This window comes from Pantoea sp. B623 (assembly GCF_024814475.1).
Lineage (GTDB): Bacteria > Pseudomonadota > Gammaproteobacteria > Enterobacterales > Enterobacteriaceae > Pantoea > Pantoea ananatis.
Genome location: NZ_JANUXM010000004.1, coordinates 4,169,823 through 4,196,702 on the forward strand (window position 1 = coordinate 4,169,823; position 26,880 = coordinate 4,196,702).

Annotated in this window: 19 protein-coding genes and 1 pseudogene; 9 read left to right on the forward strand and 11 right to left on the reverse strand. The window is 39.8% G+C overall.

The features are described 5' to 3' along the window. Positions 1-3: 3 nt before the first annotated feature. The 6 genes from NXS97_RS21310 to NXS97_RS21335 are packed head-to-tail and all read right to left on the reverse strand — an operon-like array spanning position 4 to position 9,511. The gene (locus NXS97_RS21310; protein ID WP_042676496.1) at positions 4-609 is read right to left on the reverse strand and encodes a phosphatidylcholine/phosphatidylserine synthase; all 606 of its coding nucleotides are present in this window, start codon (positions 607-609) and stop codon (positions 4-6) included. Next, a complete protein-coding gene (locus tag NXS97_RS21315; RefSeq protein ID WP_181134482.1) occupies positions 606-2,183 on the reverse strand; it encodes an AMP-binding protein in 1,578 nt (525 codons plus the stop codon). The genes NXS97_RS21310 and NXS97_RS21315 overlap by 4 nt, the downstream gene beginning before the upstream one ends. After that, positions 2,170-3,225 (reverse strand): hypothetical protein, encoded by a 1,056-nt coding sequence (locus tag NXS97_RS21320; protein ID WP_105076829.1) that lies wholly within the window; start codon positions 3,223-3,225, stop codon positions 2,170-2,172. Before NXS97_RS21320 ends, NXS97_RS21315 begins: the two co-directional genes overlap by 14 nt. Next, positions 3,218-5,923 carry a phosphoenolpyruvate synthase gene (locus NXS97_RS21325; RefSeq protein WP_105076830.1) on the reverse strand — a complete coding sequence of 902 codons (2,706 nt, stop codon included), beginning with the start codon at positions 5,921-5,923 and terminating at the stop codon, positions 3,218-3,220. The genes NXS97_RS21320 and NXS97_RS21325 overlap by 8 nt, the downstream gene beginning before the upstream one ends. 21 nt (positions 5,924-5,944) lie before the next feature. Next, positions 5,945-8,575 (reverse strand): phosphotransferase, encoded by a 2,631-nt coding sequence (locus NXS97_RS21330; RefSeq protein ID WP_105076831.1) that lies wholly within the window; start codon positions 8,573-8,575, stop codon positions 5,945-5,947. Between the two features lie 18 nt (positions 8,576-8,593). After that, positions 8,594-9,511, reverse strand: a complete 918-nt coding sequence (locus NXS97_RS21335) for a UbiA family prenyltransferase (RefSeq protein WP_042677595.1) — start codon at positions 9,509-9,511, stop codon at positions 8,594-8,596. Between the two features lie 604 nt (positions 9,512-10,115). Between NXS97_RS21335 and NXS97_RS21340 the strand changes: the two are divergent. Continuing rightward, a pseudogene (locus NXS97_RS21340) lies at positions 10,116-11,538 on the forward strand (IS3 family transposase). A gap of 81 nt (positions 11,539-11,619) precedes the next feature. On the opposite strand, the gene NXS97_RS23250 reads toward NXS97_RS21340, so the two are convergent. After that, positions 11,620-12,672, reverse strand: coding sequence for an AvrPphF family type III effector (locus tag NXS97_RS23250; RefSeq protein ID WP_308736890.1), 1,053 nt, complete (start codon positions 12,670-12,672; stop codon positions 11,620-11,622). Between the two features lie 562 nt (positions 12,673-13,234). Between NXS97_RS23250 and NXS97_RS21350 the strand changes: the two genes are divergently transcribed. Next, positions 13,235-14,323, forward strand: a complete 1,089-nt coding sequence (locus NXS97_RS21350; protein ID WP_181134483.1) for a cellulase family glycosylhydrolase — start codon at positions 13,235-13,237, stop codon at positions 14,321-14,323. A 109-nt stretch (positions 14,324-14,432) separates the two neighbouring features. On the opposite strand, the gene NXS97_RS21355 is transcribed toward NXS97_RS21350, so the two are convergent. From NXS97_RS21355 to NXS97_RS21370, 4 genes are all read right to left on the reverse strand, one after another. Continuing rightward, positions 14,433-15,623, reverse strand: coding sequence for a hypothetical protein (locus NXS97_RS21355; protein WP_146742115.1), 1,191 nt, complete (start codon positions 15,621-15,623; stop codon positions 14,433-14,435). A gap of 210 nt (positions 15,624-15,833) precedes the next feature. Beyond that, entirely contained in the window at positions 15,834-16,472 is a 639-nt protein-coding gene (locus tag NXS97_RS21360; RefSeq protein WP_042677713.1) for a response regulator transcription factor, read from the reverse strand. 5 nt (positions 16,473-16,477) lie between these two features. Then, complete coding sequence (locus NXS97_RS21365) at positions 16,478-17,854, reverse strand: PAS domain S-box protein (RefSeq protein WP_181901426.1); 1,377 nt, start codon at positions 17,852-17,854, stop codon at positions 16,478-16,480. A gap of 244 nt (positions 17,855-18,098) precedes the next feature. Further along, positions 18,099-18,662, reverse strand: a complete 564-nt coding sequence (locus tag NXS97_RS21370; protein WP_234033858.1) for an RNA polymerase sigma factor — start codon at positions 18,660-18,662, stop codon at positions 18,099-18,101. Between the two features lie 271 nt (positions 18,663-18,933). On the opposite strand from NXS97_RS21370, the gene NXS97_RS21375 reads away from it, so the two are divergent. From NXS97_RS21375 to NXS97_RS21405, 7 genes are read left to right on the forward strand one after another with little or no spacing between them, the layout of a single operon-like run. Then, complete coding sequence (locus tag NXS97_RS21375; RefSeq protein WP_116219927.1) at positions 18,934-20,274, forward strand: HrpJ domain-containing protein; 1,341 nt, start codon at positions 18,934-18,936, stop codon at positions 20,272-20,274. Between the two features lie 52 nt (positions 20,275-20,326). Further along, on the forward strand, positions 20,327-22,435 hold the full coding sequence (gene sctV / locus NXS97_RS21380; protein ID WP_042677711.1) for a type III secretion system export apparatus subunit SctV: 2,109 nt from the start codon (positions 20,327-20,329) through the stop codon (positions 22,433-22,435). A gap of 10 nt (positions 22,436-22,445) precedes the next feature. Further along, complete coding sequence (locus NXS97_RS21385; RefSeq protein ID WP_112900181.1) at positions 22,446-23,372, forward strand: FHA domain-containing protein; 927 nt, start codon at positions 22,446-22,448, stop codon at positions 23,370-23,372. Beyond that, positions 23,366-24,730: a FliI/YscN family ATPase gene (locus NXS97_RS21390; RefSeq protein WP_105076836.1), complete on the forward strand. Its 1,365-nt coding sequence runs from the start codon at positions 23,366-23,368 to the stop codon at positions 24,728-24,730. Before NXS97_RS21385 ends, NXS97_RS21390 begins: the two co-directional genes overlap by 7 nt. A gap of 25 nt (positions 24,731-24,755) precedes the next feature. Beyond that, entirely contained in the window at positions 24,756-25,178 is a 423-nt protein-coding gene (locus NXS97_RS21395; protein ID WP_128574353.1) for a hypothetical protein, read from the forward strand. Then, positions 25,175-25,822 carry a hypothetical protein gene (locus NXS97_RS21400; protein ID WP_128574352.1) on the forward strand — a complete coding sequence of 216 codons (648 nt, stop codon included), beginning with the start codon at positions 25,175-25,177 and terminating at the stop codon, positions 25,820-25,822. Before NXS97_RS21395 ends, NXS97_RS21400 begins: the two co-directional genes overlap by 4 nt. After that, positions 25,822-26,877, forward strand: coding sequence for a FliM/FliN family flagellar motor switch protein (locus NXS97_RS21405; RefSeq protein ID WP_200286891.1), 1,056 nt, complete (start codon positions 25,822-25,824; stop codon positions 26,875-26,877). The genes NXS97_RS21400 and NXS97_RS21405 overlap by 1 nt, the downstream gene beginning before the upstream one ends. The last annotated feature ends 3 nt before the right edge of the window (positions 26,878-26,880 follow it).

Below are 26,880 nucleotides of genomic sequence, written 5' to 3' on the forward strand. Positions count from 1 at the left end.
TAGTTATCCAAAATGTAGAGCACCGAAAAAAAATGATCCAATAAGACATAACGTTATAATAATTTTAAGAGAGGAAAATTTAAAAAAAGGGCGATCAATTAGCATAGCAAGACTAAACCCTGTTAGAATTATACTAAGAATAATTGCGTTAATAAAATCGGGGAGTATAAAGCTTGTTAATTTCCAACCGCTGATTATAAAAATACTCCAGAAAACGGGCATTCCTTTGTATGCAATCCTCTTATTGTATTCAATATTACCTGTTGAGTTAAACAAAGACAGGCGTAAGCAACCACATACTATCATTAATATGATGAATAGTAACCATCCACCATTATAGTTGTTCTGGTACAAAAATAGCGACGGTGTAATTAAGTAAATAATAAGATCTGCAAAACCATCAAGATATCGTCCGAAAGGACGTTCATTAGCGTAATAACGTGCGACTTTACCATCAAGTGCATCCGCAAGCATGGATAAATACAACAAACAGAGTGTTAACCAGTAAAAATTATGCAAAGCAGCATAGCTTGCTAAAAGTGCTAAAACTATACCACATAAAGTTATACCGTCAGCAAGTGTAAGCGAGATGATAAGTCTAATTTTCATTTCAGCGTTTCTCTATAAAAAGGTTTGATTTTTTTATTGCGTAACATAATGCGAATACGCTTGCGATCAATTCGACTATGATGACGAGAGTCGACAGGTAATTTCTTAACTATGAAAAAATCAATATTCTCGTTAGGGACGAGATCTTTAAGAATTGCATATGCATACTGAATGCAATCGTGTTTTTGTAAAACGACACCAATATGATTATCATTACTTTGAATGACGGCACAGATTCGTATATGAGGAGACGCATTTAATTTTTTTTCTAATATGTAGGGAGCGATTACTTTACCACTCGTTGTCTGAATAATATCGTTAACTCTACCCGTGAGCCATATGCGTCCTTTATTATCGAGAAACCCCGTGTCACCAGTAGAATGCCAAAACCGTCCATCTGAATCAGTTATTTTATGAAGTCTTTCTGCTTCCGGATTTTCAAAATAATGTTTTAGTACTTGAGGCCCGCATACCAGAATTTCACCATGATCGCTGTGGCCAAGAACATCAAATAAGTCTGGATGAGGACGTATATACACCTTAAGCCCTTCAACTGGTTCGCCTGCCAGGTAACCAGGATGTTCACTCCACTCCTTAAGCAATGTATTCATGTCGATGTAGCTAATGGGTTCGGCCTCAGTCGAGCCATAATTAATACCGCATTCTGCGCGAGGGAAGTGTTTTAAACACCCTTCAATTAGGACTTGTGTCACAGGCGCTCCGCCAATGATAACGCGTTTGACAAATGGGAAATACAAATTATGCTGAGAAGCATAATTTGTTAATTGAGATATCCATGCAGGAGAGCCAGACAAACGAATCGGAGTTTTTGGCAAAAAATGTTTTATAATTAATTCTACGTTTATAGTGCCATCTGGTTCAGATTTGGGTAAAAGAAAGCTTGAACCGGATACATAATGACTAAACAGAGCGAGTACGGGGAAAGAACTAATGTCATGCTGGTTTTTTTCCGGAAAGTATTTTAGCAAAGCTTCGCTTTGTGCATTTAGGGAACCATGAGTGCGAACAGCACCTTTAGGAAGGCCTGTTGAACCTGAGGTAAAAGTAATTAAAGCAGTGTCATCGTCATTAGCAGGAGTAACATCAAAAGCGCTTATATGCTTATCTAGCATTGATTCACTAATATCGTCTAAAAATCCCATAAACAGACGTTTTTTTCCTATGCTTAAACGGCGAACTCTCCATAGCTCAGGTAATATGAACCATTTTTTTGCTAAATCAGGCATAACTAACATAGCATCCAGACGGGCATGGCTAAGGCACTCTCTGGTTTTTTTTAAACTTAGGCCACGTTCAATAATGACGGGTATAATCCCAGCACCTAACATGGCATAGAGTAAAATGTAAAAAGTTATACTGGTTGAAAGGATAAGAAGCGTTCGGTCACCTCTTTTTAAGCCAGCATTACTAAGTTTTTTCTGGGCAAGGCCAGAGAGTCGAAGGAGTTCAGAATATGTTAATGATACAACTCTCTTATCTGAATTCAAGTAAGTAAAAGCAGGATTATGCGGTGTGTTATTTTGATTAATGACCAGGTTTTCACAGTAATTCATTTCTAATATCCTTATTAAAAAGACCATAATAATGAAACCATTTTTTTGGGCTATGGCATGCTTTGAGTGCAGTGGCTGCAACAGGTCCTTTTAAGTTTACCAATGCTGTGCCGAGATAAGGAACATTCGGTCCACAGGAGTTAATAAACTGCTTTAAGAGAGCAGGGTAAAGAAGTGAACGGCGGAACTTAGGTGTGATCATAATTGTTTTCAGAATCCCTGCTTGATATGTATTGTCAATGAGATTAAAAAGCAGTCCAATAATTTGTTCACTAGAATCAAAAACAAGACACGATCCGGGTGCATGACAGAAAGAACGGATTGTCGTTTTATTAAAATTCCAGTCAAAAAAATCTTTTTTACATGACGTCCAACCTAAGTTTTTACTGAATGAATTAGTGATGACTTTATATAAATTTTCCTGGTGTTTATCCCATAAAAGTGGGCTCAGAGGTTTAAGTGTTATATTATGCTCAGCGATATAATCTTCTGTTTGTGAAGGAAGCGCTAAGGAGCGTACTGTCAGTGTCTGATCAAAAACCGAGAAATAACGTCCAATTTGGGAGAAGCCAAGCCGAGTCAATATGGTTTGATACCATGATGGATTGTATGGTTCACCGTAAAAAGGTGAGAATCTTGGATTGTCCAGTCTCAGACGATATTTGCCAAGCGTAGAGAAATTAATTGGACCAATAAGCATTGTTGCACCCTGACGGTGGGCCCAACGAGACAGGGCACTAAAAAGTCTTTTATTGGGAAAGAAAGTATTATTTGTTTCCCAAAAGCCAAAGCGCGCGATAACTTCACCTGATTCTGTAACTGAGCAAAAACCTGCAATGCGAGCCTCTTCACGAATATAGCCTATCCATACTTTCCCGGTCGCAAGCCAGGGATTGGATTTACTAAACTGATGCTTAATATTCATGCTGTCTTCACCAGGCCACAATGGATCATTATCATAAACATATTGAGGAATGTCTAAAAATTCCTGTTCAAGACTTTCGCCTTCTGACCATTCATACTGAATTAGTGGCTTAGTCATTGGCGATGTCCTGTGCAGAGACAATCTGGGTGACAATGCCCGTTGAACCGTTCATTCGTATTTTTTCACCATCACGCAAAAACTGTGTAATTGCTGGTACACCTACGATGGCAGGTATGCCCATTTCACGTGCAATAATCGCAGAGTGAGAAAGAACTGAACCACGCTCAACAATTAGTCCGCTCAAGCCAGGAAAAAGTGGAGCCCAACCAGGATCGGTTCGTACTGTACACAAAATATTTCCTGCAAGTTCTGATGCATCAGTAGGGTCAGAGATAATTCTGACTCTAGCTTCAACAACACCTGGATAACAGCCAGTTCCTTTAAAAACTGAATCGGGGCTGCGAGCAGTGTAAAATGCATTTTGGTAATCACAGTCCTGTTGTTGAAAAACCGTTTGTTGGATTTGAAAATGATGAGACGGTTCTTGACTATGTTTGTAGCCTTCATATTCCTGTCGACGTAAAAAGATGAGTGGTCGCAGGGTAGTTTGTACGACTGTACCTACTAAACTTTGATATATCTCTTCTCTGGTTAACCAAAAAATATCACGTGCATTATCTATCACGCCTTCAAGAGAAAATTGCTGGCCAAGTTGTAAATAAATGTCTCTGTAAAGTGAAAAGGTTTTCGTACGTATAAAACGTAAGAGCTCTCTATCATTAATAGCTTTTCGCAGTTTCTTTAAATTTTTCTTAAAAATGAATGACTTGAAAAGACCAGTTTTTTTAGACATCTCATTAGGTATATGAGATTCTGCGTCTGTTCTACTCATCTTTTGATCGGCTATTTTTTCTGTGTTCAAGTAATTTCTTAAAATTGTGAATAGAAAAGTTGAATCTTGACGTAATGTAATAGTTTCCAACTTTAACTCACCTATTGTTCGATCACCATAGCGTTCTATATATTCTACACATTTAAAGTAAAATTCTGGGTGTGAAAATTTCAAACGAGCAAGAAGATTATCTCCATTGTCCATTGTAATCATCTTCTCCAGATTAGGAACACAACGAATGTATTCACTCATATCGAGCAGCATTTTGGTGGGCGCTGTGCTGACAGGACTACTGTTTTCTGAAAGAAGATCACTGTAGATTTGATTAAAGCTTTCAGGCCATATAACTTTAAGCGTACGCATAACACGACCATTGAATCGAGCGACATAAAAGTCATTGATTATTGGTGCGGTCCACTGTGATAGTAAATGTTCATCTAAAAATTGAAGTAACTTAATGAGTTCATCGGGAGAGTGAGTATGTAATGTTTTTCTGTTGACGTACTTTTCAGCATACTCATACTGTCTTATGAAAGTTTCCTTCCTCTTGTTAAGAGTCAAAATCATGTATTGAATGTTTATGAACATTCTTATTAATGAGGGGAAGCTCTTAATTCTGTCTGTCAATGATAAGTTTTTATCCTTTATCATATCAATAGGCTTTTCGAGTCCCATCATGATTTCCATGTCTTCTTTGTTAATTCTAAATAGGGGTAATAACATTAAAAGGCGATACCAGTTCTGAATATTATAAAAAACCCTGCCTTTGACCATGACAAGCAAGTTATCAACTATTGGTTTTCTTAAATTTTGTTTTTTTGCGGAACATCCAACTAATCGTAATGTCTGCTCATAGACTTTTGCATAGGCTGCACACGCAAATGAAAAGGTCAAAGGCGTCGTAATTCCGCAATACGACTCCTGAATATTTGAATTATCACAAACTAAAGAAATACGTTCACTGGTGTTATCTTTAGGAAGATGCGTAATAGGGCGTGTTTGTAATATATAAATATCATCATCAATAATAGTCCATTCAATATCCTGTGGGCAAAATTTTTGTTCGGCAATTGTTGCACCTATATCACGAAGTGCAATCAGTTGACTCTTCGTCAGCGCAGGAGATGAAGCTTTTCGATTGTCAATTTTAACTTCAAATGTTCCATAGCCCTGATTTTGATCGAAAAAAATAGCGGTATCTTTATGATTGATGATCTGTGTACTCTCTGTTCCCTCCAAAGATATTGAATATTCGTCAGTGCTGCATCGTCCTGAAACAATACCTTCACCACAACCCCAAGTTGCAGAAACGAGCATTTTTTTCCTGGAACCTGTGCTCGGATGTGCCGTAAACATAACACCTGAAACTTGTCCTGGCATCATTTCCTGAATGATGACAGCAATGCCGATAGAGGTAAGAGGCAAACCCATGCGCAAACGGTAGAGGACTGCACGGGTGTTCCATGCAGAAGCCATAACCTTTAGTATTGCATCTGATAATTGCTGATGACCCTGCTGGAAAAGCAAAGTATCCATTTGTCCAGCAAATGAGTTTTTCTTGCCATCCTCATCTGTACAAGACGATCTTACAGCCCAGTATTTATCGGCAGATAAAATTGACAATTCGTCCGTAAAATCTTTTTTAAACTTCCATTGAAGAATACATTCTCGGATGTTGCCAGCAATTTGTTCAATCTCTTTTCTACGAGAGATGAAGTCATCTTTATAGCTATTTATTTTAGCCTGAAGTTCACAAGCGATCTCGTCCATTAAAAAAATATTATTCATAACATATGAAGGGATAATCCACCAAGATGGTACGGCATAGCCATGATGTGTCAGCCAACGCAGATTATCACCTTTGCCTCCTGTTTGCGCATGCGACAACTGTGTAGCCTCGATGGAAGAATAAATATTTTTCATTACTAAACCTTATGCCAGTAGTCATATGACGTTATGTGTTAGCTGAACCAGTCTTGTCCATGTTTTCAATACAGGTACAAACCAAGACTGGGGTGAAACATGATGAAGCAATAGATAAAAGGACAATCTTCGGATACCAAAGTCACGTAGTGCTAAACAGAAACCTCGATACCATAGACTTTTATCGATTGATGTTTTTGTAAATAATTCGAGCTGCATGCGATGAAAGTCGATATAAATCTGAAGGGTTTCATTGTCTACGTTTTCAGATAACGTATAACATAATAATTCAGCTAAATCTCTTTGCGGTATATGAACTGTTGCAAGTTCCCAATCCCAACAGCATAAATGCAGACTATCTTTCCTCAATGCTATATTTCGTGGGCTGAAGTCGTTATGAATTAATGTTCTTGGCATTGATTCCATTTCACTCCAGTCGTGCGAGCTCGATTCAGAAAAAGAATACCAATATTTATACATTTCATAAGTGAAAGTATCAGGATGTTCCTGGTGTGAGAAATCGGCAATATCTTTCCATAATTCACTCGTAAGTGAAACAGATGTCGCATCCTGATAAATAACGTATTTGAATTTTTCTTTTAATTCCTTTTCCTTACAAAGCCATAAGGCATGTATCTCAGCTATACCTGCAATTGCTGAGTAAAGATGTATTGGTGACCAGATTTTTTGTGAGGAAACGCTATTAAACAATATTTCATTTTCAAGTAACTCTTCAATTATGATTTGATGAGGCTCTCTTTCATACAGGCCATACAATATTGGAGTGTGTTTTGTAAAAGCAGGATCAGATTGTTGAATGATCTCTATTTCTCTTTCACGTACATTGTTGAATTCAAGGAGTGGTAGTAAAGTATAAATTTGATGTCCGAGTGTTTCAGAGCACGCTGTTGCAAGGTCCTTCATTAGTGTCGCAATAGAAAATGTGGATGGTTTGTTTTTTAAAATAACGTTAAATACATTTCCTTCTTCTCTTTGAACGGAAAAAGCAAACATACCCGTGGGGAGTTCAGACTTATTATTATTGCATTGTGCAGTTAGTATACTATCCTGGGCGCCCTCCCATGAAATAGATCTTATTGCAACAGTCTGTGACGTGTCCCCCCATGCCGGTTTAAAATTCGCATTGTTGAAACAGGGAAAGAAAGTTGCTACAAGTTTGTCCTTTACAATAGCTAATGAGCGCTTACGTCCAAGTAATTCATGTGATTTAGCAAACTCATCATTTGCCAGTGCGCTCAGTGTTGATAAGTCCAAAGCTAAGCAAAAGCTGGCGATAATCTCAGCAAGTTTATAACCGTTACCACTACCGTAGCAACCAATTAACGCGAGACACTCTGCCTGGTCGGGCAGGTTTGTACCGCCACCAACGGTACCAACGACCAATGAGGGCAGCGTTATGCTGCAATAAACGATATCATTTGGTTCAAGTCTGAGTCTTAGATGAGATAGGGATGACTCGTGAGTGCATGCAATATCCTGTCCGAAAGCAGTAAACATTGCCGCTATGACGTTTGCGGTATTGATATTCATCCCCAGCATTCCTGCGGCGACTGCTCCTTCAGATAACGCGTTAAATGCATCAACAAGTTGACGGGGAGCGACTTTCAGGATGCCTTTACATGTGTGAGGAGATAATCTTACTTCAGCAGTGACTTCTGTGCCTCTACCTTTAAAAAATGAAAATCCTGAGGCCTTCTTATCACTAGAAAGATTACTCTCAATAAGAAAATGACGTAGTTTTAGTGGCGAAGGTAGATTTTTCTGAAGCCATTGACATGCATGCCATGTGCAGGTGGTGGTCATGTTTTGACCGGCTGCATCACCTGTTTCGTAAATAAACGCCAGGTGAACCACGTTTCCGATTATTTTAGGTTCCAGGTTAATGAGCTGAGCGAAGCGGGAATGCGAGTGTACGATAGCTTGTAATTCCGTCAGGAAGGCGCTTGCCCATTCGCAAAATGATATACAGTCTAAAGCCGAGTCAAATTGAAAACGAGGTACACGCATCATGCGTTGCTTTAAGACACGAGTGGTCACGCCACCACTTTTGCTTATTGCATAGGCACCTCTTGATATTGAAGCCACTAATGCACCTTCAGTTGTAGCCATTGGCGCATAAAAAGTCCCTCGCGCATGCATGCCTTTGATAAGCAAAGGCCCTGCTATGCCTACGGGTATTTCAACAGAACCAAAGAAACCCTCGAGATTCTTTTCCAGTTCTTCTGCTCTGAATTTTGTTTTTACAACATTTTGCAAACGGCTCCCTGTATGATTTCGCAGAAAGTTAATTCGTTTATCTTTTTCATCTTCATTCCATAAATATAAGTGCCGTCTTGGTAGGTTATTAGGGGTTAATTTTATATCAGGTGTTTTTTGAAAAAATTTAAGAGCCCAATAGCATTTACTAAGTTGACTGGAATCCGGGCATGAAAATTTTACCATCCACAATTCAGCTGCTGTTTTCTTTGACTCCACTATATTGAGTTGTGGGAGTTTGATAACATCTCCATGAATTCTTATCGTCATTCCTGCGTTTGCCTGGTTTTTGTCAGGAATTCTTTCATGCTCGAATAAAAGGGTGAAATCCGAGGTGTTAAGAGAAGCCACAGTGCAATCAAATATTTCGTTCATGAACAATGCTCTCGATAGTTAATAGAGTTGAATTATTAAAGCGCAAAGTAAGTAGCCGGTTAGCATGTTCACACCAATAAAAATTTCATTCAGGTTTCTATTATGCTTGTCCGGTGTAATGAGAAAGCACACTAATTGTCCCAGGCAGGAAATGAAAAGAGTGATGTTAATGAAATAAAACCACTCAGGAACATACTGACACATGTTCTTTAAAAGTAAATATTGAGCGAAATACATTGTCAGAATCAAAGTCACTATTATAGCTATTGACAGGGGACGACCGAAGCTTTGTGAATAAGATTTTATGTATGGTGTGTCTTCATCATCTCCCTTGCATTTTCTTGTGATCTCAAACGTGAGTGCGGAGAAAAATGATAAGAACATCAGTAGCAAAAGTGGACGGTTTATTTCGATGTGCGTAGATGAGAATGATGTAAGCCAGATGATGATCAATGGCATGATTAGCGTATGCGACAATGCGTAGAAAAACAAATTTCTATTGAGCCATGCTTTAATAAAAAATTCCTTACTCATCAGTAACGTCCAGATGATAAGTACGGACCATGTTTTCATAATGAGTGTGATACTTGATGCATAAAGTAACATGATAGATAGCTGAATTAAAATACAACCCAAAGCGACTAATTTAAGTTGATTTAACGTAATTAAACCGCGTTGCAGAACGCGTTTCGGATAACGTTCACAGTCCTCATCGTAGTCTTTATGTTCATCAATAATTCTGATAAGTAAAAAGTAAGAGCAACTCATAATGCTTCCGGCTATAAACATAGTCAGTGGTAAGTCTTTATTTAAAGTACTAACCATTGCTGACAGTACATAGATGACAACAAAAAGAGGTAGGTTCTTTAAGGGGAACCTTTCATAGATCCAAAGTTTAAAACCAAGATCTGATGAGTAAGAAGAAAAATCAGTCATGACAGTCCTTTCTGTTATTAATCAAAATAATTCGTAAGTAGGATCAGTGCACCAAAAGTGGTGCTGGAACAAAAGAGTATCTAATGTTTGTTTTCTTCATGAAATACACTTAGCAATAAGAGGAGCGAACCTAATATAAACTGCTTTTTGATTTGTTATTTATCTTAATATTTTCTATTTCTCTCAATTCTGTAAATCCTTCGTTGTATGTGGTCAACTAACAAACATGGCTGTTTTTTATGACCGCACTGTTATTAAATTTCCATTGCTTGCATCATATATTCTTATCTTAATTTACATAATTAGTGTTAATCAGTCGTAAGTTGTTCCACGTTATGGGTAACTTTTGATTAAAGAGAGTAATGTTTCACTATGACGTTTTGCATATAAACATTAACAAAGAAAAAAATAGAGCAGGCAGTCAAAAAAACTAATTTAATTTTCTTTTTTGGGTTTTAAAACTTTTGGTATTTGTTATGAAAGTGATAGGCTCTGTAATTTTTTTGCTCACTGCTCACTGCTCACTGCTCACTGCTCACTGCTCACTGGACTGACCCGTCCCGGTAGAAGATCCTGTCCTATAGTTTGAGCATACTAGTGGCATATGGGCACACCACTCTTTACGTCTGAATTTAAGGAAGAAGCCGTACGTCAGATAACGGAACACGGTTATTCCGTTGCCGAATTATCCGGGGGTCTGGGTGTTTCTGCGCACAGCCTTTAAAAGTGGCTCCGGACTATCAAGCCTGATAACAGCAAAGAGCATGCTCAGGATTTACTGGAAGCCAAAAGCGAGATCCTGAAACTACTGTCAACTACGGGGGCAGCTAAAATTTACCGAAGAAGAACGAAATATCCTGAAATGGCCGAGGGGTACTTTGCAAGGGATCCTGACTGAAGTACTTTTTTATCAATAAATATCGCACTCTATAGGGTGTGATGGCGATGTGTCAGGTACTGAATGTAGTCCGTGCCGGATTCTGTGCGTGGCTACACAACCTGGTCCCGGCTCGTGATAGAGATAACCAGCGCCTGCTGATGCTTATCCGTAACTCCTGTTCACTGAGCGAAGACTAATACGGTTATCGGCGGGTTCATTGCGTTCTGAACGAAATCGGATAAAACTGCTGTTAATACCAGGTGTGCTACATTATGTAACTGAAGCGGATTAAAACTGTACGCGGCTATAAAAAGCCACGTCGTGTCGTCGGCAGTTCTTCGTGGGTGCACCTAATCGCGTGTAGCGGCAGTATACCGTTGTCCGGGCCATTCAGGTTTGGGTCACCGATATTACTTATATCCGCACCTGGTCGAAATGGCTGTATCTTGCGGTGGTTTTCGATCTCCTCGCCCGTAACGTGTTCGGCTGGTCAATGAAGCCCACTCTCTCACGCCAACTGCTACCCGACACACTGATGATGTCGGTCTGGCAGCGAAAACCGGACGGCGAGGTCATCTTGTACAGCCGTAGTAGTAACCGGCGCTGGTGCTAAGATGGATTTGAGTTCCGCTGCGACAACGGCGAAAAGCTGCGTGTAACCTTCGCGCAGGACTGCTGCGGCAGGGAGATCACAGACTGGGCGGCTGGGACAGATGGCTATGACAAAGAGACATTGCAGGATGTCATGTTGAGCGCAATCGAAAAAACGGTTCGAAAGCATCTGCCAACGGGCCGCTGGAATGGCTAACGGATAATGGTTCGGCTTACAGGGCGCACGAAACATGGGCATTCGCCCTAGTGCTGGGGCTTGAGCCTTGCACGACAAGCAGTATGCAGCCCGGAAAATAATGGCATAGCAGAAATCTTCGTGAAAACGATAAAAAGGGACTGTATCAGCATCATGCCAAAACCGGACAGCCAGACCGCAGTGATGAAACTGGCCGTGGCGTTTACCCATTATGATGAACATCACCCTCACAGTGCGCTGAGATATTGCTCACCACGGGAATATATATACGAAGGACGTTATCGCAACCGTAAGAAAGAAAAGGCGTCTGGACATGTAGGGGCAAATCCAGAGCAATAAGAGGCGAAACTAAATTTGACACCTAAAATTAGTTCCACCACTTATATTAAAAGCATAACAACAAAAAATAACTTAGACTTATTATCTTATAATCTCAACAGGAACTGTTTGATTTCGAGGCAACGTCACAATCAACGGTACGGTCCCAGATCCGTCACCTACAGCAGCCCCAGTATCAAGATAAACTTTTCCGCCACGCTGGAGAAAGTCACCTAACTTCATTTTGACAACCACATTGTCAGGATTTTTCTTACCATACGCCAGGGCAAGCTCCCGCGCGTGGGCTCCTATCATCACATTTAATGATGGCCCTAATTCATGCGCGTGAGCGGATGCGGGCAAATAGGCTTCAGCTGTTCCAAGCGGCGCATGAAAAACATGCCTACCTATCTGATTCGGAGAAAGTTTGTCGTGACGTGCAATTCTTGCCATGGACTCTGGGTTACCACTAATTTGGCCATCTCTGATATATCGACGTTCTGTACCTCTGTACAGACTAGTATTGGCATTAAGTCCTGGCATTGATCTAAGTGGATCGTGTTTGTTCAAAAAACGCTCTTGTTCTGTGGGGGGCAATTGCCTTACTTCAGTCAGTTCAGAACCAGACGCAAGATGCTGGCTTGCTGTATTTCCAGATCGTGATAGCGGGCGGGGAGGCATATTATAGAGATTAGAAGTCCGAGATGCCGACTGAGGAATATACATGCCACTACTAGCGTCACTGCTCACACTCGATGCAGAAACAGGAGATCGCGGATACATATTGGTAAGACGAGAAGGGGAATTCATCCACCCACTGTTAACACTACCTCCTGAACTCACAGGAGAGGGTGATGGAAAGCGGGACGCAACACCACTGCGTGAAGGCGGTCGTGAAGGGTTCATCAACGAAGCAGGGTTTGCATGACTTCTTGCACTGTAGGGTGATGTTAATGCTGCATTGCTGTTACCGACAAAATTGGTGTGTAACCTTGGCAATGCACTGTACATTTCACTTGTAGAGAATGCGCCTGAGCGCGACGGAGGTCGCTGCATACTGCCACACTGCGCATTACTTTGTCGTGAAGAAGGGCGCTCTGGATAAGCAGAATATTGATATGGGTTCGTGGAATTTCCTGGTATACGTCCTGACATTACAGATCTCCTATAGTATTAATCCTCTTATTCGTGTTGGCACAAGCCAAAATGTTCCATAAGTGGGGATTCAAAGTAGCATTCACACGCCACGCTATGTGATAAGACGTCATCAAAATTTTTAGCGGATTGGAGAGAGACTAACTTGAGAGTGAAGGTTCAGACATTACCAATTGAACATTTCATCTAATCTTGGTGAGGGGGCAAACCAATTATCAGTGAATGATATTTGCCATGAAAATCAGCAGTTAAAAATCACACCAAAGAATATAAATATTAATTCCTTTAAAGTAAAAGAGAGTGCCATATTTTGCGCGCGAGTGCAAACTTAACATAAATAATTAAATAGACGCTACATGGTGATGATTTTAAATGCTTTTATTCGGATGGAGTATTTAGCAAGCGTACACAGGAAGAGCAAAATTGAGGGTTAATTTGCTTTATGTCAGAAGTAAAAAATCGATATGTGTAAATTCTTTTTGCTTAAAAAACACTCAGAAATAAAATATAGTAATTTTGCAGCAAAAACTATCTTATCATTACCTCTATTGGATAAATTAACATGATTATATATAGTAAAGCGACAGCAACTAATGGCATCGAACGTCAGAAAAACACTGAAATAAAAAATCAAAATAAAGAAAAAATAAGCACAGATAGTGCACCTGAAGTAAAGACACAATCAGATAACCCACAAGACAAAGTAACATTGTCTGGAAAAACAGAAGATCCTACCTACTCAAAACTCGTTTCAACCCAGGTAAAGAGCAATAATATACAAACAATGACGAGTAATGTTACTCCCCAGGCAGCAGGACAAATAGTGAGTGGTGCCAATACAGCGCTAGACAGAATTAACACCGTTGCAGATGCGACAAAAATTGTTTCTGATGTGAAAAATGCAAAAGGAACTATTCTCAGGATACAGATCACACACGCTCAACTTAACGATAAAGCACAGACAGATAAAATCAATGCGATGCTAAATGCAGGTGACAAAAACAACGTGCATATACAAGTTGTCTTACGTGACGACTCGAATGGAGGGGGCGGGACTGTACTAACCGGTGATAAACTTAAGACAGCGAGTGATGATATCAAAAAAATCATTGGTAATTTTAGTGCGCATGCAAGTTTTTGGCTCGACACATTTAATGAGGGGGGCACAAGTGCTTCGCAAGATTGGGCTGATATGGAGTCTACGTTGATTAAAAGCGCAAGGGATGCAGGTTATAAAGGTTCAATTATTGTAGAAGACAGTAACTGGGGAGGCGGGCTGACAACAGGTCCAGAAAGCGGATTAGTGAAATTTAGCGCACAACTGAATAAGGCAAATGGGAATAACAGCCCAGCACTTATTGGAAGTATTCACGAGTACTCAAATGATAGCGACGCGTCAAAAAGACTGACTGATGAACTAAATGCATTAAAAAGCAAGGGATACAAACTTCAAATTGGTGAAGTTGGTAATGCAAATTGGTTGGGCGGGAGTAATTTTGAACACCGTAACACTGCAATAAAAGCAGTAAATGATAACTTAGGGATACTTCGAGCAGAGGGTGCATCTGTATTACCCTGGATGGATCAATTTCAAAGTGATGGCTCAATGCGACATGATGTAGGTTTGAAAGAGGGTGATCGATTCCAGTAGCGTCATACTTATGAAGTGCAGGCATAGAAACCTCATTTGAAAAAAGGTTTCTATGCCTTTATTATGTGAATAATATATTTAAAGCACAGAAGACAGGAATGAAAAAAATTTAAACATGTTTTGATTTAGTCTTACTTTCACTAATAATTTTCGCACTATCTGCAACAGCCTGCTCGCCGACGGCCTCCGCAAGTCCTGCGGCTCCACCAGTTGCAAAACCTTCTGCCATCTTAAGTTTTGTAAGCGTGGTATCTTTGACGCCCTTCATCGCGCCCTTGAGCACGCCGCCCAACCCATTACCTTCACCCATATTTGTAAATATGGGCGCTACCAGACTGCTGAAAAGCGGAATTTTAGAAAAGACTTCGCCAATTTTTTTCATACCCCATTGAAAATTATCATAGTTACTCCCATCGGCTTTGACGTGCCCATCTCCTTTAGGAAGGGCGTAGTTACCGTCTTCATTTTTAAGTTTCTCGAGTCCCTTCTCAGCAACGTCCTTAAGAATACCAGCTTCAGTGCCATGACGAGCATCGCCGTCATGTGTGATACCTTGAATGTCGCCATCAGCCTGCCGTGGTGTACCATCGTTTTGAGGCATATTGTCAATGAAATGAAGAACCTTGGCCATTCTGAATGCGGCATCTGCACGTGATTGCGCGTCAGGATTGTTGGATGTCCAGTCTCCGAACCGCTGTTTTAACTCATCCTTTTTGATATCCTTCTGATCGCCAAGATTTTTAAGTGCAGGACAATCATTGATAATCTCCTCTGCACTACGTTTATCGTCAGCCGGTCGACCCGCTTTTAAATTTTCTTCAGTGGGTATTTGTGTATTATCTTTTTCATCAGTAATCGTATCAGGACTACTCAGTTCATTACTGGGTGCGGCAGGGGAAGAAAATGCCTCAGATGATAAAACTTGATTGTCAGATTGACTATCATATAAAGAATTTGATGGTTCTGGGTTCACATTCTGAGAAGAATTTGTCTGAGCCGAGGTCAGCTTAAAAAGATTCTCCATTCCTGATAGTTCGATCAGTTTACTCTTAAAACTGCTTTGTGCTTCCTGCTCCGATGTGCTGGCAGTATTAGCAATACTGTCCAAATTTGGAACAGGTTTATCCGAGGCATAGTTAATTTTATTAGAAGACGATGTAACAGATTGATTATTAGCAGAATCATAGGAAGTATGACTATCTGCCGTTTGATATTGATTTCCACCAAAATCAGGTGAAGTTGGTGCCTGATTCAATGCGGGCGTGCTATTAGATGCACTATTAGCTATAGATAAAGACATTATATATCCTCTGCATAATTAAAAAAGCAAGGCTGAATAAGACTTGCGCATATATTATGTTGCTTGAGGATGACATTGGTTCCATTTACACTCAGTTTAGTACTTGTAACCCCTAAAAAAATTTAATTCACGTGCTTATCACTTATCTACAAAGAGGTGAAGTGGACATGATGTCACTTAATGATGCGTAAATGTTGCCAAAGAAAAATTTTATTGAACGAGTTTATAATTTAGACTGTATTTGACTATTTCAGCATTAGTTGAAAACTGCATTTTTTCCATCATTCGTGACTTGTATGTGCTTACTGTTTTGTTGCTAATAGACAGGGTATTAGCAATCGCGTTAATTGTTTCACCATGCGCTAACATGATCATAATTTGTCGTTCACGCATAGTCAGTTTTTCATGCGGAGCTTGGTTACCATGATAATATTCAGCGAAAATAATATCTTGAGCAAGTTCGTGGTCTATAAATCTAATTCCTTTTGCGACATTGTTAATAGCTTTTAGTAAAATTTCCGGACTTCGATCTTTAGTTATATAACCAAGCGCTCCGCTGTTGAGAATACGACGCGCTATTTGTGGTTCATTAAACATACTTACCACTAAAATGGGAAGTTTTGAGTGGTGACAATGTATCCTGCGAATAAGATCTTCACCACTTATTCCTGGCATTGAAATATCTAAAAGAAGAATATCTGGTGTTACCTCTCTAAGGATTTCTATAACCTCTGAACCGTTACAAGCCTCACCAACGACTTTTATATTGCTATTAGAGAAAGCAAAAATCTGCTTCAATCCTTCCCTCATGAGTTCATGATCGTCTGCTATAACTATTTCTATAGTCATAATGATCAATCCTCTCTGTCATTTAAGGGTATGGTTAACTCAATAGTTGTCCCCTTGTCAACTTCACTTTTAATATCCAGCCTCCCTTCGAGCATCGTTAATCTTTCCTTCATGCCTAGTATTCCAAACGAGTTTGGCCGGTTTCGTGTAGACTTAAATCCCCGTCCATTGTCTCTAACTTTAACGATGAGGTTTTTGCTGTTTTTTTCCATTATGATGTAAACGCGCGTCGCTTCTGCGTGCCTTATGACATTAGTTAATGATTCCTGAACAACACGAAAAACAGTTGTGGTTATAGTATCACTGATCCGAAAAGATGATTCTTTTGGAATGATTAATATACAGGCACAGCTATTATTTTTAATGAAGTCGTCGCGAAGCCATTCGAGTGTGGGAATGAGCCCCATGTTCAGAGGATTAGGCCGTAGGCGTGTAGAAATGTCTCTCAATACCTTCAATGTCGTGTCCACCAATTCCGTCATTTTGAGAACTTGTCTGTCGACCAAGGCTGGACTTTGCGCCTGCATACTTATTAATGACAACCCATTACGTAGCGTTGACAAATATTGGCCTAATTCATCATGTATATCTCTGGCAATATTTTTACGTAGCGATTCACTTCTCTTTTCTTGCTCGTGTGCAAGTTGTTGTATTTGTTTATGTGCTTCTCTAAGTTCTTTTTCTGCTTCTCTCATACGTGTAATATCACGGCCGACAATCAAGACAGAATCTATCTGATGATTGATGCGCGATTCGGGGACGCAATGAATATGTAATAAACGAATGTTTCCATTCATAGTAAACTTAATTTCAGATTCGTTTTTCTCCCCCGTAGCTAATGCCATTGATACAGATGAAAAAAAATTAGCACCCACAGAATTATAAGAGACAATATCTGTGAGTTTCCAGTTTCCTGCCTTGAAAAACGAAGACTGCATGACTTTTAAACCTAATGAATTACAATAAATACAGCTAAAATCCTTGTCAAAGCGAATGATTAAGTCTGGGGAGTTTTCAACTAATGTCCTAAATTTCCGTTCCTCTTGAACGAGATGTTGCGTGAGTTTGGTTAATTTTCGCTGATCTCGGACAATACAAAAGACAACAGTATCTGTATTGAGCTGATAGCGACTTGAATTCACCTCAACAGGTATGAGTTCATCTTTTTTTGTACAATGTTGAGAGGTGAATTTAATTCCTTCCTGACGAATACTTAACTTCCACCATAAAGATAAAACATCGCTATCATTAAGTTCTTTATCGACTACACTGAAATGTAAATTTGTAATTTCTTCACGGGTGTAACCTATCATAGAACAGGCTTTGGGATTTAAATAAATAATTTTTCCATATTTATCTATGATATAGATGGCATCGTTCATCGTATCAAATTTAAAATCGTGCCCTGAATAGCACTGATTTTCTACGAAGTTCCGCCTGGTCTCAGTTTTAGAGACCGAAAATGCGATAGGGGAGACGGCTACACTAGAATTAAGCCTGATCTGTACCTGGTTAAAAAAAAATCTGCATAATCTGTTCATAAGACATCTCATCTCTTATTTTTAACAATAATACAACAATTTTAAGCCGATGATATATAAAAATATATGCAGGTAAATTTGTTTTCTAACAGGCAATTCTGCTCTTTAACGTTTCTCTCAGGCGTGAAAGTCTGGACTTTACTGTTCCCACAGGAATGTTAAGGGTATTTGCAACGTCATGATAACTTCCATTTTGATCAATAATCATAATCAGCATCTCTTGCGTATCAGAGCTTAACTTATCTATTGAATTGACTATAATAGTTAGTAACTGATTGTTTACTATGATGTTGGATGGATCACCATCGACGATAAGTTCATTAGTAAGCTCCTCATTCAAAACCTCATAACTCTGTCGGTTATAGTTCGTTTTGTAATAGTTGCGTACTAAATTTGCTGCAATACCAAAAACCCATGTTTCAGGTTTTGATGTACCCAAAAATTTGTGGCTGTTGCGCAACACCTCCAGACAAGTAGTTTGAACAATATCCTCAACATCCTCATGGCTTGCAATCCGCTTGCGTATGAAGTTATAGAGTCGTCTGTTTTGTTCACAAAGAATTTTTTCCCAGTCGATGTTAGAGGCACCATTGATATAAGATATTTCTGTATTATTTGTATGGCCTGTATTTTCAGAATTAGTCATCATTTCAGTCTTTCCTTATTTAATTTTTCATATCTCATATGGCAATATATATGCCAATTTTTTGTTTTTTTATTTGTATGTTATATAAGCTTTTTTTTGTATGGTGAGATTAATCTGAGACAATTAATGCCGAAATTGGCATAGCAGGTGTGACATTTTTTACACACAGACTGAAGGTTATTAATGTTGCTTTTGATATATAAGTTACGTGGGCGGAACTTAGGGTAGGTTTACACCACAAACAGAGATAATTTTAATAAGATGAGCGTAGGCTATGTCGACTTTAAAGGTTCAATCTGCTAGATTTTTTCATCAAAATATGCACAAAGCCATCATTCGGTCAGAAAAGATGGCAGTAAAGAATAACAATGCTTATCTTCACAACAGTGCATCAGAAGCGTTCGGCCTAGAAGCCAATGAAGTTGACAGTAAACTAAAAAAAATTTCGGCGCATCCCAGTGAACAGCTCACTGCTGAATCGCTTGCTGATACTTTTGAAAAGGTAGCAAATCTACATGTCATTCGAGGCCACCGCACAATTAGACGTCGGGTTGTACGCCTGACAAAAAATATCTACTCCGAAAACACATCGCATCTCGTCGAATCGCGTATGAGCATCAGTCGTATAGGAAACGTTATGGAACTCTATATGTTGATGGAAGATTACAATCAACAGCGTTTAGAGGAAATGTTAACCCGACTGCAGCGCCATCTTTCAACGAGAGAAAAAGACGTTAACCTCGAAGAAGTTATTTCAGTGACTGGTGGAGATCCCGCCAGAGCACATGTATTACTTGGCATCATTCAGCGAAATAGTGATATTGCAGGCAACCATGCTACGGCTAGACATATTTCTGAGGTCATGGATCATCTTGAAAATGAAAAAGGCATCGAAGTTAGATTTGGTCATAATAGCGCTAAAGCTCTGGCTGACATATCAACTAATGCCAATGAGAAACAGCGTTTTCGACGCGTATTTTATGACATTTTAAGAAGTGTTTCGAAAAGCACAGATTTAGAAACAACCAAAAACATACTTAGTAAAAAGTTAGTTAAAGAAATATTGGAACTTTTTGGACGTGATCGCTTTGTCGCAGGATTACGTATTGGTATACGCGCACTTGGTGATGACATTGCAGCATTGAGCCCTTCGATATCGTTAAAGTCACTTCATATTCTTCATGCCGCACTTTCTCAACTAAGTAGGTTGACCTCACTCCAAAATGACAGCGAAAGCACTTTGCTGGCTATACAGAGAAAATGGAAACTAAAAACGAATGCAATACCGGACTTTAGCGAAAAGTATACATCGCCTGATTTTAACCTTGACGGGATAGATTTAATGTTTACCTTAGTGGCTATGATTGACGGAGGTGCCTATTCACGTGACGTTATCAAGGCTGTTAATGATTACTCAGGAAACTATCCTTCTTTTCAGCTTGATTTCTCAAATCGCTTATTGAGTTTAATTCACAATGTGCCATTGGTTCTGTGGGGAGACCAAAAGAAACGTTATGACACTTTTAATTTGATACGTGAATTTATAGGGCAGTTATCTGATATTGAAAGGGAGCAAAACTACAGTTTTTCCACACCAAAGGGATTAGTAAAATAAATTTATTATTTAATAATTAAATCTAATGCTAAGTTAAAATTTCGGGGGCGAGATGAATAGCGCAGTTCAAATCCTTAATCGTATAGCAGTTACAGCAATGAAACGGTCAGAAGTTGTGGGTGCAATGTTCGCACTCGCGCTTGTTTTTATGCTGATTATTCCTCTCCCTCTGGAGCTCATTGATACTTTAATCGCACTGAATATCTGCCTTTCATCGTTACTGGTTATGTTAGCAATGTATTTGCCTAAACCACTTTCATTTTCAAGCTTTCCCGCGGTTTTGCTCTTAACCACCATGTTTAGGCTGGCGCTATCAATATCGACGACAAGACAGATACTCATTCAACAAGATGCAGGGCATATTGTTGCTGCCTTTGGTAATTTCGTTGTTGGTGGTAACTTGGCTGTTGGTATGGTCATGTTTCTAATATTAACCGTTGTAAACTTTCTTGTCATCACTAAAGGCTCCGAACGTGTCGCAGAGGTTGCTGCGCGCTTTACATTGGATGCCATGCCAGGAAAGCAAATGTCGATTGACAGTGATTTGCGCGCAGGCCTGATAGATGTAAAAACCGCTAAGAATCGCCGTGTTGAACTTGCAAAAGAAAGCCAATTATTCGGCGCTATGGATGGAGCCATGAAATTTGTTAAGGGTGATGCGATAGCCAGTCTTGTCATCCTGTTCATTAATCTTATCGGTGGCTTCAGTATCGGCGTGATGCAGTTGAATATGCAAGCAGGCGATGCTATGCATGTTTATTCTATTTTAACTATCGGTGATGGTTTAATTGCGCAGATTCCTGCAATACTCATTTCAATGACGGCAGGTATGATAATTACACGAGTATCATCAGACAGTGATCCTGAGGATAACAGTATTGGTCGAGAAATTGCGGAACAGATTACGAGCCAGCCTAAAGCATGGATGCTTGCAGCTATTGGTATGTTTGGTTTTGGATTACTTCCGGGGATGCCGACAAGTATATTTTTCGTGCTGGGTATTCTAACTTTAGCCATCGGGGGCTTTCAGGTCTGGACAACGAAATTTGAAAGCCGTTCACATCAGAAAATGGAAAATGAAGTCATTCCACCGGAACTCAATGGCAAAGAAGATCTGAGAGAGTTCAATCCAACGCGCCCCTATTTACTGCAATTCTCTGAAAGTGTTAGAGGTGCTAATTCAACTATCGAATTGGTGCAGGCCATTCGTCGTCTTCGTAATAGCATTGTTTATAATTTTGGATTTACCTTGCCTGCTTTTGAGATTGAATTTGTGGCAACACAACCGGCTGATGAGTTTCGGTTCTCGGTTTATGAGATTCCACGAGTGATAGCATCTTTTAATACAGACAAACTCGCTGTTTCACTTGATGCTTTAAATCATATTGACGATGCTGTGAGAGATGAATTTACTGGATCAGAGAGCCGCGATGAAAGTGAATTTTTATGGTTGCCTCCAGAACATGAACTCCTTCTCGCTGAGAACGTTAAGCGTGAAAATGTGCATGAAAGAATAATGTCTCGTATGGAGAATGCTATTCATTTCAGTGCTGCAAATTTTATCGGTTTGCAGGAGACGCGCGCATTAATGGGGTGGCTCGAAATGGAACAGCCTGAGCTGTCACAAGAACTACAGCGAGTCATGCCAATATCACGTTTCTCGAGCGTTTTACAAAATCTCGTATCAGAGAGAATCCCTCTACGTTCAGTGAGAGCCATTGCTGAAGCACTGATTGAACACGGACAACATGAAAGAGATGTAAGCCAGTTAACCGATTTAGTTAGGATTTCTCTTAAAGAGCACATTTGCTATCAGAATAAAGAATCTGACGCACTGAATGTATGGCTTCTTTCGCCTGAAACAGAAGAGCAACTGCGCGAATCCCTGCGTCAAACACAGACCGAGATATTTTTTGCGCTCAGTCAGGAACATGCTCTTGCATTTATCCACTTAGTAAAAGATGCTTGGCAAAAAAATACTACTAACAAAGCTGTATTGCTTGTTGCACAAGATCTACGCAGTCCTGTGCGAGGATTGATACAAAGCGATTTGCATCATATTGGAGTGATGTCATTTTCAGAACTCTTACCAAACTTATCTATTAACGTATTAGGCCGTCTCGATATTAACGAATCGTTAGACAGCGAAAGCACGGAGTGAGGTTTCAACTATGTATGAACTGCGTGTTTTGAGTGGGCAGCATCAAGGCGCGGCCTTACCACTTTGTGGTGATAAATGGTGTATTGGCCATGATAATAATGCTGATCTTTTTTTGCAAGATGATGGGGTGGGTGAAAAACACGCTGAATTGTTATTAAAGGATAATTGTTGGGCATTACATTTAGCAGAAACCACTGGCTGTGATTTCTATGAGCAGGGGATAATGGAGTATGTACTAAATGAAAATACACCATTTAGCGTAGGCGGTGTTTGGTTATGCATTACATCGTCTGAAACGAGTTGGGGAGGAATAAAACGACCTGATGCGGGGGAGGTAATACAAAAAGAGGCAGAGAAAAAAGAGGGTATTCATTCAGAGCATAGTGTTAAAATAGCAAGTAAACAAACTAATGAAAATTACCGATATGCAAAAGTAATGCGTTTGGTATCTTTTACTATTATGCTTTTATTGAGTTGCACTATTTTAAGTTGGATATTACAACCAACTATTGCACAAACCGGGCGTGACGAAAACCAGCGTCCAGTTTTAGCCACGCTTCAAGAAATGCGTCCTGCTTTACTTGCCATGTTAAGAGAAAGAAATCTTATTCCTGGTGTCAAAATCGACATGCAGAAGGGGAAGATTGTTTTATACGGTGAGTTAAGTAAAGAACGTATTTTAATATTGGACCGCATGATTGCTCGTTTCCACAATGAGTATAACGCTATGCCACAACTCGTGAATAACACACGCCCATTATCAGAAAAGCTCCCTTTTAGGATTGTTCAAGTATCTACAGGGGGACATGCTAACATTGTTACTGATGATGGAAAGCGTGTTTTTATTGGTGATGATATCGATGGGCTACATTTAGCTTCTATCACTGACAACCGTATACTTTTTACGGGTAATAAAAATATAGAGGTTAACTGGTGATGAGTGAGGTTAATGTCGACATTGACGCATGGTTCCAAAACAAGAAAGAACAAATAAATCGTTTCAACGCAATTAATGTTTTTGGACGTGTCACCGGCGTTGGTGGCATTCTTTTAGAGTGCCATTTGCCTTCTGCACGCTTAGGAGACCTTTGCATGGTTCAGGGGAAATCCGAAGAGCCAATAATGGCAGAGATTGTCGGTTTTACGCCTAATAACGTTTTGCTTTCAGCGCTATCTCAAGTCGATGGAATCGCACAAGGTGCCAGAGTTACTCCCCTGTATGTCGCACATAGTATTGTTACGAATGATAATTTATTAGGTTGTGTGCTCGACGGATTTGGACGCGCGATAGAGCCTGGTGGCATTGATGCTTTTACGATCCCAGGTGAAAGCCAGACCTATACACAGGTAATAAGCGATCCACCGTTACCAACGGATCGTCCCAGAATCGATTCTCCTTTAGTGACAGGCATCAGGGCTATTGATGGGTTGTTAACGATAGGTCTGGGTCAGCGTGTTGGGGTATTTGCCGGTGCCGGCTGTGGCAAAACAACGTTGTTAGCAGAATTAGCGAGAAATACGCCTTGTGATGTCATTGTATTCGGTTTAATTGGTGAACGAGGGCGTGAATTGCGTGAATTTCTCGACCATGAACTCGATGAGACCTTACGTTCCAGAACAGTGATGGTTTGTTCAACGTCTGATCGAAGTAGTATGGAGCGAGCGCGTGCTGCATTTACCGCAACCGCGATTGCGGAGTCATATCGTGATAAAGGCAAAAATGTCCTTTTAATTCTCGATTCACTGACTCGTTTTGCCAGGGCCCAGCGTGAAATTGGTCTTGCATTAGGTGAACCTCCCGGACGAGGAGGATTACCTCCTTCTGTTTATACATTGTTACCTAAATTGTTAGAGAGAGCAGGCAGGACAAATACGGGCTCCATTACTGCATTTTATTCCGTTTTGATTGAATCAGACTCAATGAATGACCCTGTCGCTGATGAGGTTCGATCGTTAATTGATGGTCATATTATTCTGACGCGAAAACTTGCTGAAAAGGGGCATTATCCTGCAATTGACATTCTTGCAAGCCTCAGTCGTACCATGACAAATGTTGTAGATAATCATCACATGAAACAAGCGACATCAGTACGCAGGTTAATGGCAGCCTATAAGCAAGTAGAAATGCTTCTCCGCTTGGGGGAATATCAAAAAGGAAATGATAATTTTACCGATGCGGCGGTTGAGGCACAGGATTATATAGCAAATTTTTTACAACAATCTAATCGTTTGCCTTGTCCCTATGATAAAACCAGGAACGAATTGGATGTGTTAAGTCATTATGCAAAAGTATAACTATTTTGAAACTGAAGATGGCACTATGTCCGAGTTTGATGACTATGAACATATCATCAAAGTTTTATTGCCAATACGTAAAGAACGTCTTCATAAGATCGAACGTATTGAGCGCGAACAGAAAAAATCGTTAAAAAAAAGCCAGGAATTAAAGGCTGAAACTGAAGAAGCTCTTGAAAAGAAAATATTCACGTATAAAGAAATTTGTCGGGTTTTCAATGATAAAAACTTAGGGTTGCAATCCTATACCAAGTTGATTTCCTCCCTGGATAAAGAGGACGATGCAAAAAAAACAGTATTAGAAAATGCTAATCGTGTTTCAAAGTTGCAGAGTGATGTCGAGCAAAAGCAGGCGAAGGTTCTTAAAACTGCATTCGAGAAAAAAATGAGACTTCGTGATGTTGAGAAAATTGAATCGCTTCTTGATGTTATTAAGGAATTATCATGATTAATTCTAATCTGTTTTATGTTGAGAATAAGCTTAGTCTCGAAAAAAAAACGAATCAGGCCTATACAGATAATCAGGAAAACACATCAAAAGTTGGAAAATTGCAGGTTACTCGTAACAGACAAGAAGCTGAGAAAAAAAATATGCGCTTTGCGGATGAACGAACAAATCGTTTATGCCGTACGGGGGCGGGCGAAAGATTTAGTCAGAATCATACTTCTCTCGTTTCTGAAGAAGAAGGTGGTTTATTCATGCGTCTACTTAATGATGAAGAGGACGAAATCGTACCTCTTCTTCATGAGTTTCCTTCATTCCAACAGCCTGTGACGAGAAGGGAGGAGTATGAGAATAAATCTGCTCCTCATGTTCCCTTTACATGGGATGAACTGGATTCTGATATAGAACAGCTGATACAAACTGTTCCATATAATGAATGCAAATTTTCAATTGAGTTACCTTGTCTCGGTGCCGTGGATGTTAATTTTAAACAAACTCATGATAATGGGTTAGATATCAGTCTCGGCTTACAAGAACAGGCTTACAAGGCACTGAATCCTTTTCGTGAGAAATGCCGACTTTCTCTGGACAAAAAATTAGGCAAATCCGTTCGTTTAAACCTTACACAAAAAATACAGGTTTGCTAATGAAATCACTGAAATTGCGGTTTATCACATATAAGGAGCAGAGGCTTCGTCAGAGGATCGGATCGGGACTACTCTGGTATTTTAACCGCCATGACGCATTAGGGACAATTTATTTAAGCCTGTATCAAGGTGAAATGGTCAAGACATTGAGCTATTGGCAATGCGAGTCTGGGGGCTTCGCCTTAACTGAGGCTGAAACTCTGCTCGCAAGCTTGACTGATGCCCCCACCTTTACTGCAGCAGATGCACATGAAAATGGTGACTGGTTTTGGTCGTGGTGGAATACGCATTTACCTTTTGAAATAACAATGCTTTTTGGTTTTATAAAACCCGATACGATAACGAATCAGGAGGAAGACTTATGTACCGTTGAGAGCCTTACATTAAGGCTTGAGGTTAGGATAAACCAGCAACATTTTTGTAGTGCTGTAAAGATGTCAGAAAATGTGCTTGAAAAGTTACTTAACAAAAATGAATGGCACTGTACTAACAGAATGTTGCCTGAAAGTTTTCCCATGAGTTTTCCTATCCAAATAGGAAAGACAGCGTTAAGTATCGAGGCAATTTCAGGCTTAAGAAAGAATGATTTAGTTCTACTTCAACGTAACGATTTTACCCCTGAAGGAAAAGGTATCATTACCTGCGGTAAATTAATTCTTAAAGGTGAATTTTGTAAGCAAGCGGGTGAAATGGAATATTTTTATGTTAAAAATGTGGAGACTACTACCGTGAATTTACATCCAGAAGAACCAGAAGAAACGACATACGCCTTCGAAAAGAGCGATGCGCAAACAACCACGAATCCAGCTTTTGCTCCTATACCATTGTCACTTTCAGTTCGCTGTGGGGTACTGAAAATGACACTAGGTGAACTTCAGCAACTTGATACAGGATCATTGATACTTGTTGATAATGTTATTCCTGGCGAAGCCTTACTTTGTCATGGTGATTACAGTATTGCAAAAGGTGAACTGGTTGATGTCGAGGGGAAGTTAGGCTTTCAGGTTACAAATATATTGTCAGGTTCGGCACGTTCATTGCATGAGGATAGTTGATAT

Excerpts from the sequence above, each read along its gene's own strand:
- NXS97_RS21315 (WP_181134482.1), bottom strand. The coding sequence starts at position 2,183 with ATGAATTACTGTGAAAACCTGGTCATTAATCAAAATAACACACCGCAT.
- NXS97_RS21385 (WP_112900181.1), top strand. The coding sequence starts at position 22,446 with ATGTATGAACTGCGTGTTTTGAGTGGGCAGCATCAAGGCGCGGCCTTA.
- NXS97_RS21400 (WP_128574352.1), top strand. The coding sequence starts at position 25,175 with ATGATTAATTCTAATCTGTTTTATGTTGAGAATAAGCTTAGTCTCGAA.
- NXS97_RS21310 (WP_042676496.1), bottom strand. The coding sequence starts at position 609 with ATGAAAATTAGACTTATCATCTCGCTTACACTTGCTGACGGTATAACT.
- NXS97_RS21395 (WP_128574353.1), top strand. The coding sequence starts at position 24,756 with ATGTCCGAGTTTGATGACTATGAACATATCATCAAAGTTTTATTGCCA.
- NXS97_RS21365 (WP_181901426.1), bottom strand. The coding sequence starts at position 17,854 with ATGAACGATGCCATCTATATCATAGATAAATATGGAAAAATTATTTAT.
- NXS97_RS21325 (WP_105076830.1), bottom strand. The coding sequence starts at position 5,923 with ATGAAAAATATTTATTCTTCCATCGAGGCTACACAGTTGTCGCATGCG.
- sctV (WP_042677711.1), top strand. The coding sequence starts at position 20,327 with ATGAATAGCGCAGTTCAAATCCTTAATCGTATAGCAGTTACAGCAATG.
- NXS97_RS21355 (WP_146742115.1), bottom strand. The coding sequence starts at position 15,623 with ATGTCTTTATCTATAGCTAATAGTGCATCTAATAGCACGCCCGCATTG.
- NXS97_RS21405 (WP_200286891.1), top strand. The coding sequence starts at position 25,822 with ATGAAATCACTGAAATTGCGGTTTATCACATATAAGGAGCAGAGGCTT.
- NXS97_RS21370 (WP_234033858.1), bottom strand. The coding sequence starts at position 18,662 with ATGATGACTAATTCTGAAAATACAGGCCATACAAATAATACAGAAATA.
- NXS97_RS21360 (WP_042677713.1), bottom strand. The coding sequence starts at position 16,472 with ATGACTATAGAAATAGTTATAGCAGACGATCATGAACTCATGAGGGAA.
- NXS97_RS21375 (WP_116219927.1), top strand. The coding sequence starts at position 18,934 with ATGTCGACTTTAAAGGTTCAATCTGCTAGATTTTTTCATCAAAATATG.
- NXS97_RS21320 (WP_105076829.1), bottom strand. The coding sequence starts at position 3,225 with ATGACTAAGCCACTAATTCAGTATGAATGGTCAGAAGGCGAAAGTCTT.
- NXS97_RS21330 (WP_105076831.1), bottom strand. The coding sequence starts at position 8,575 with ATGAACGAAATATTTGATTGCACTGTGGCTTCTCTTAACACCTCGGAT.
- NXS97_RS21335 (WP_042677595.1), bottom strand. The coding sequence starts at position 9,511 with ATGACTGATTTTTCTTCTTACTCATCAGATCTTGGTTTTAAACTTTGG.
- NXS97_RS21350 (WP_181134483.1), top strand. The coding sequence starts at position 13,235 with ATGATTATATATAGTAAAGCGACAGCAACTAATGGCATCGAACGTCAG.
- NXS97_RS23250 (WP_308736890.1), bottom strand. The coding sequence starts at position 12,672 with ATGTCAGGACGTATACCAGGAAATTCCACGAACCCATATCAATATTCT.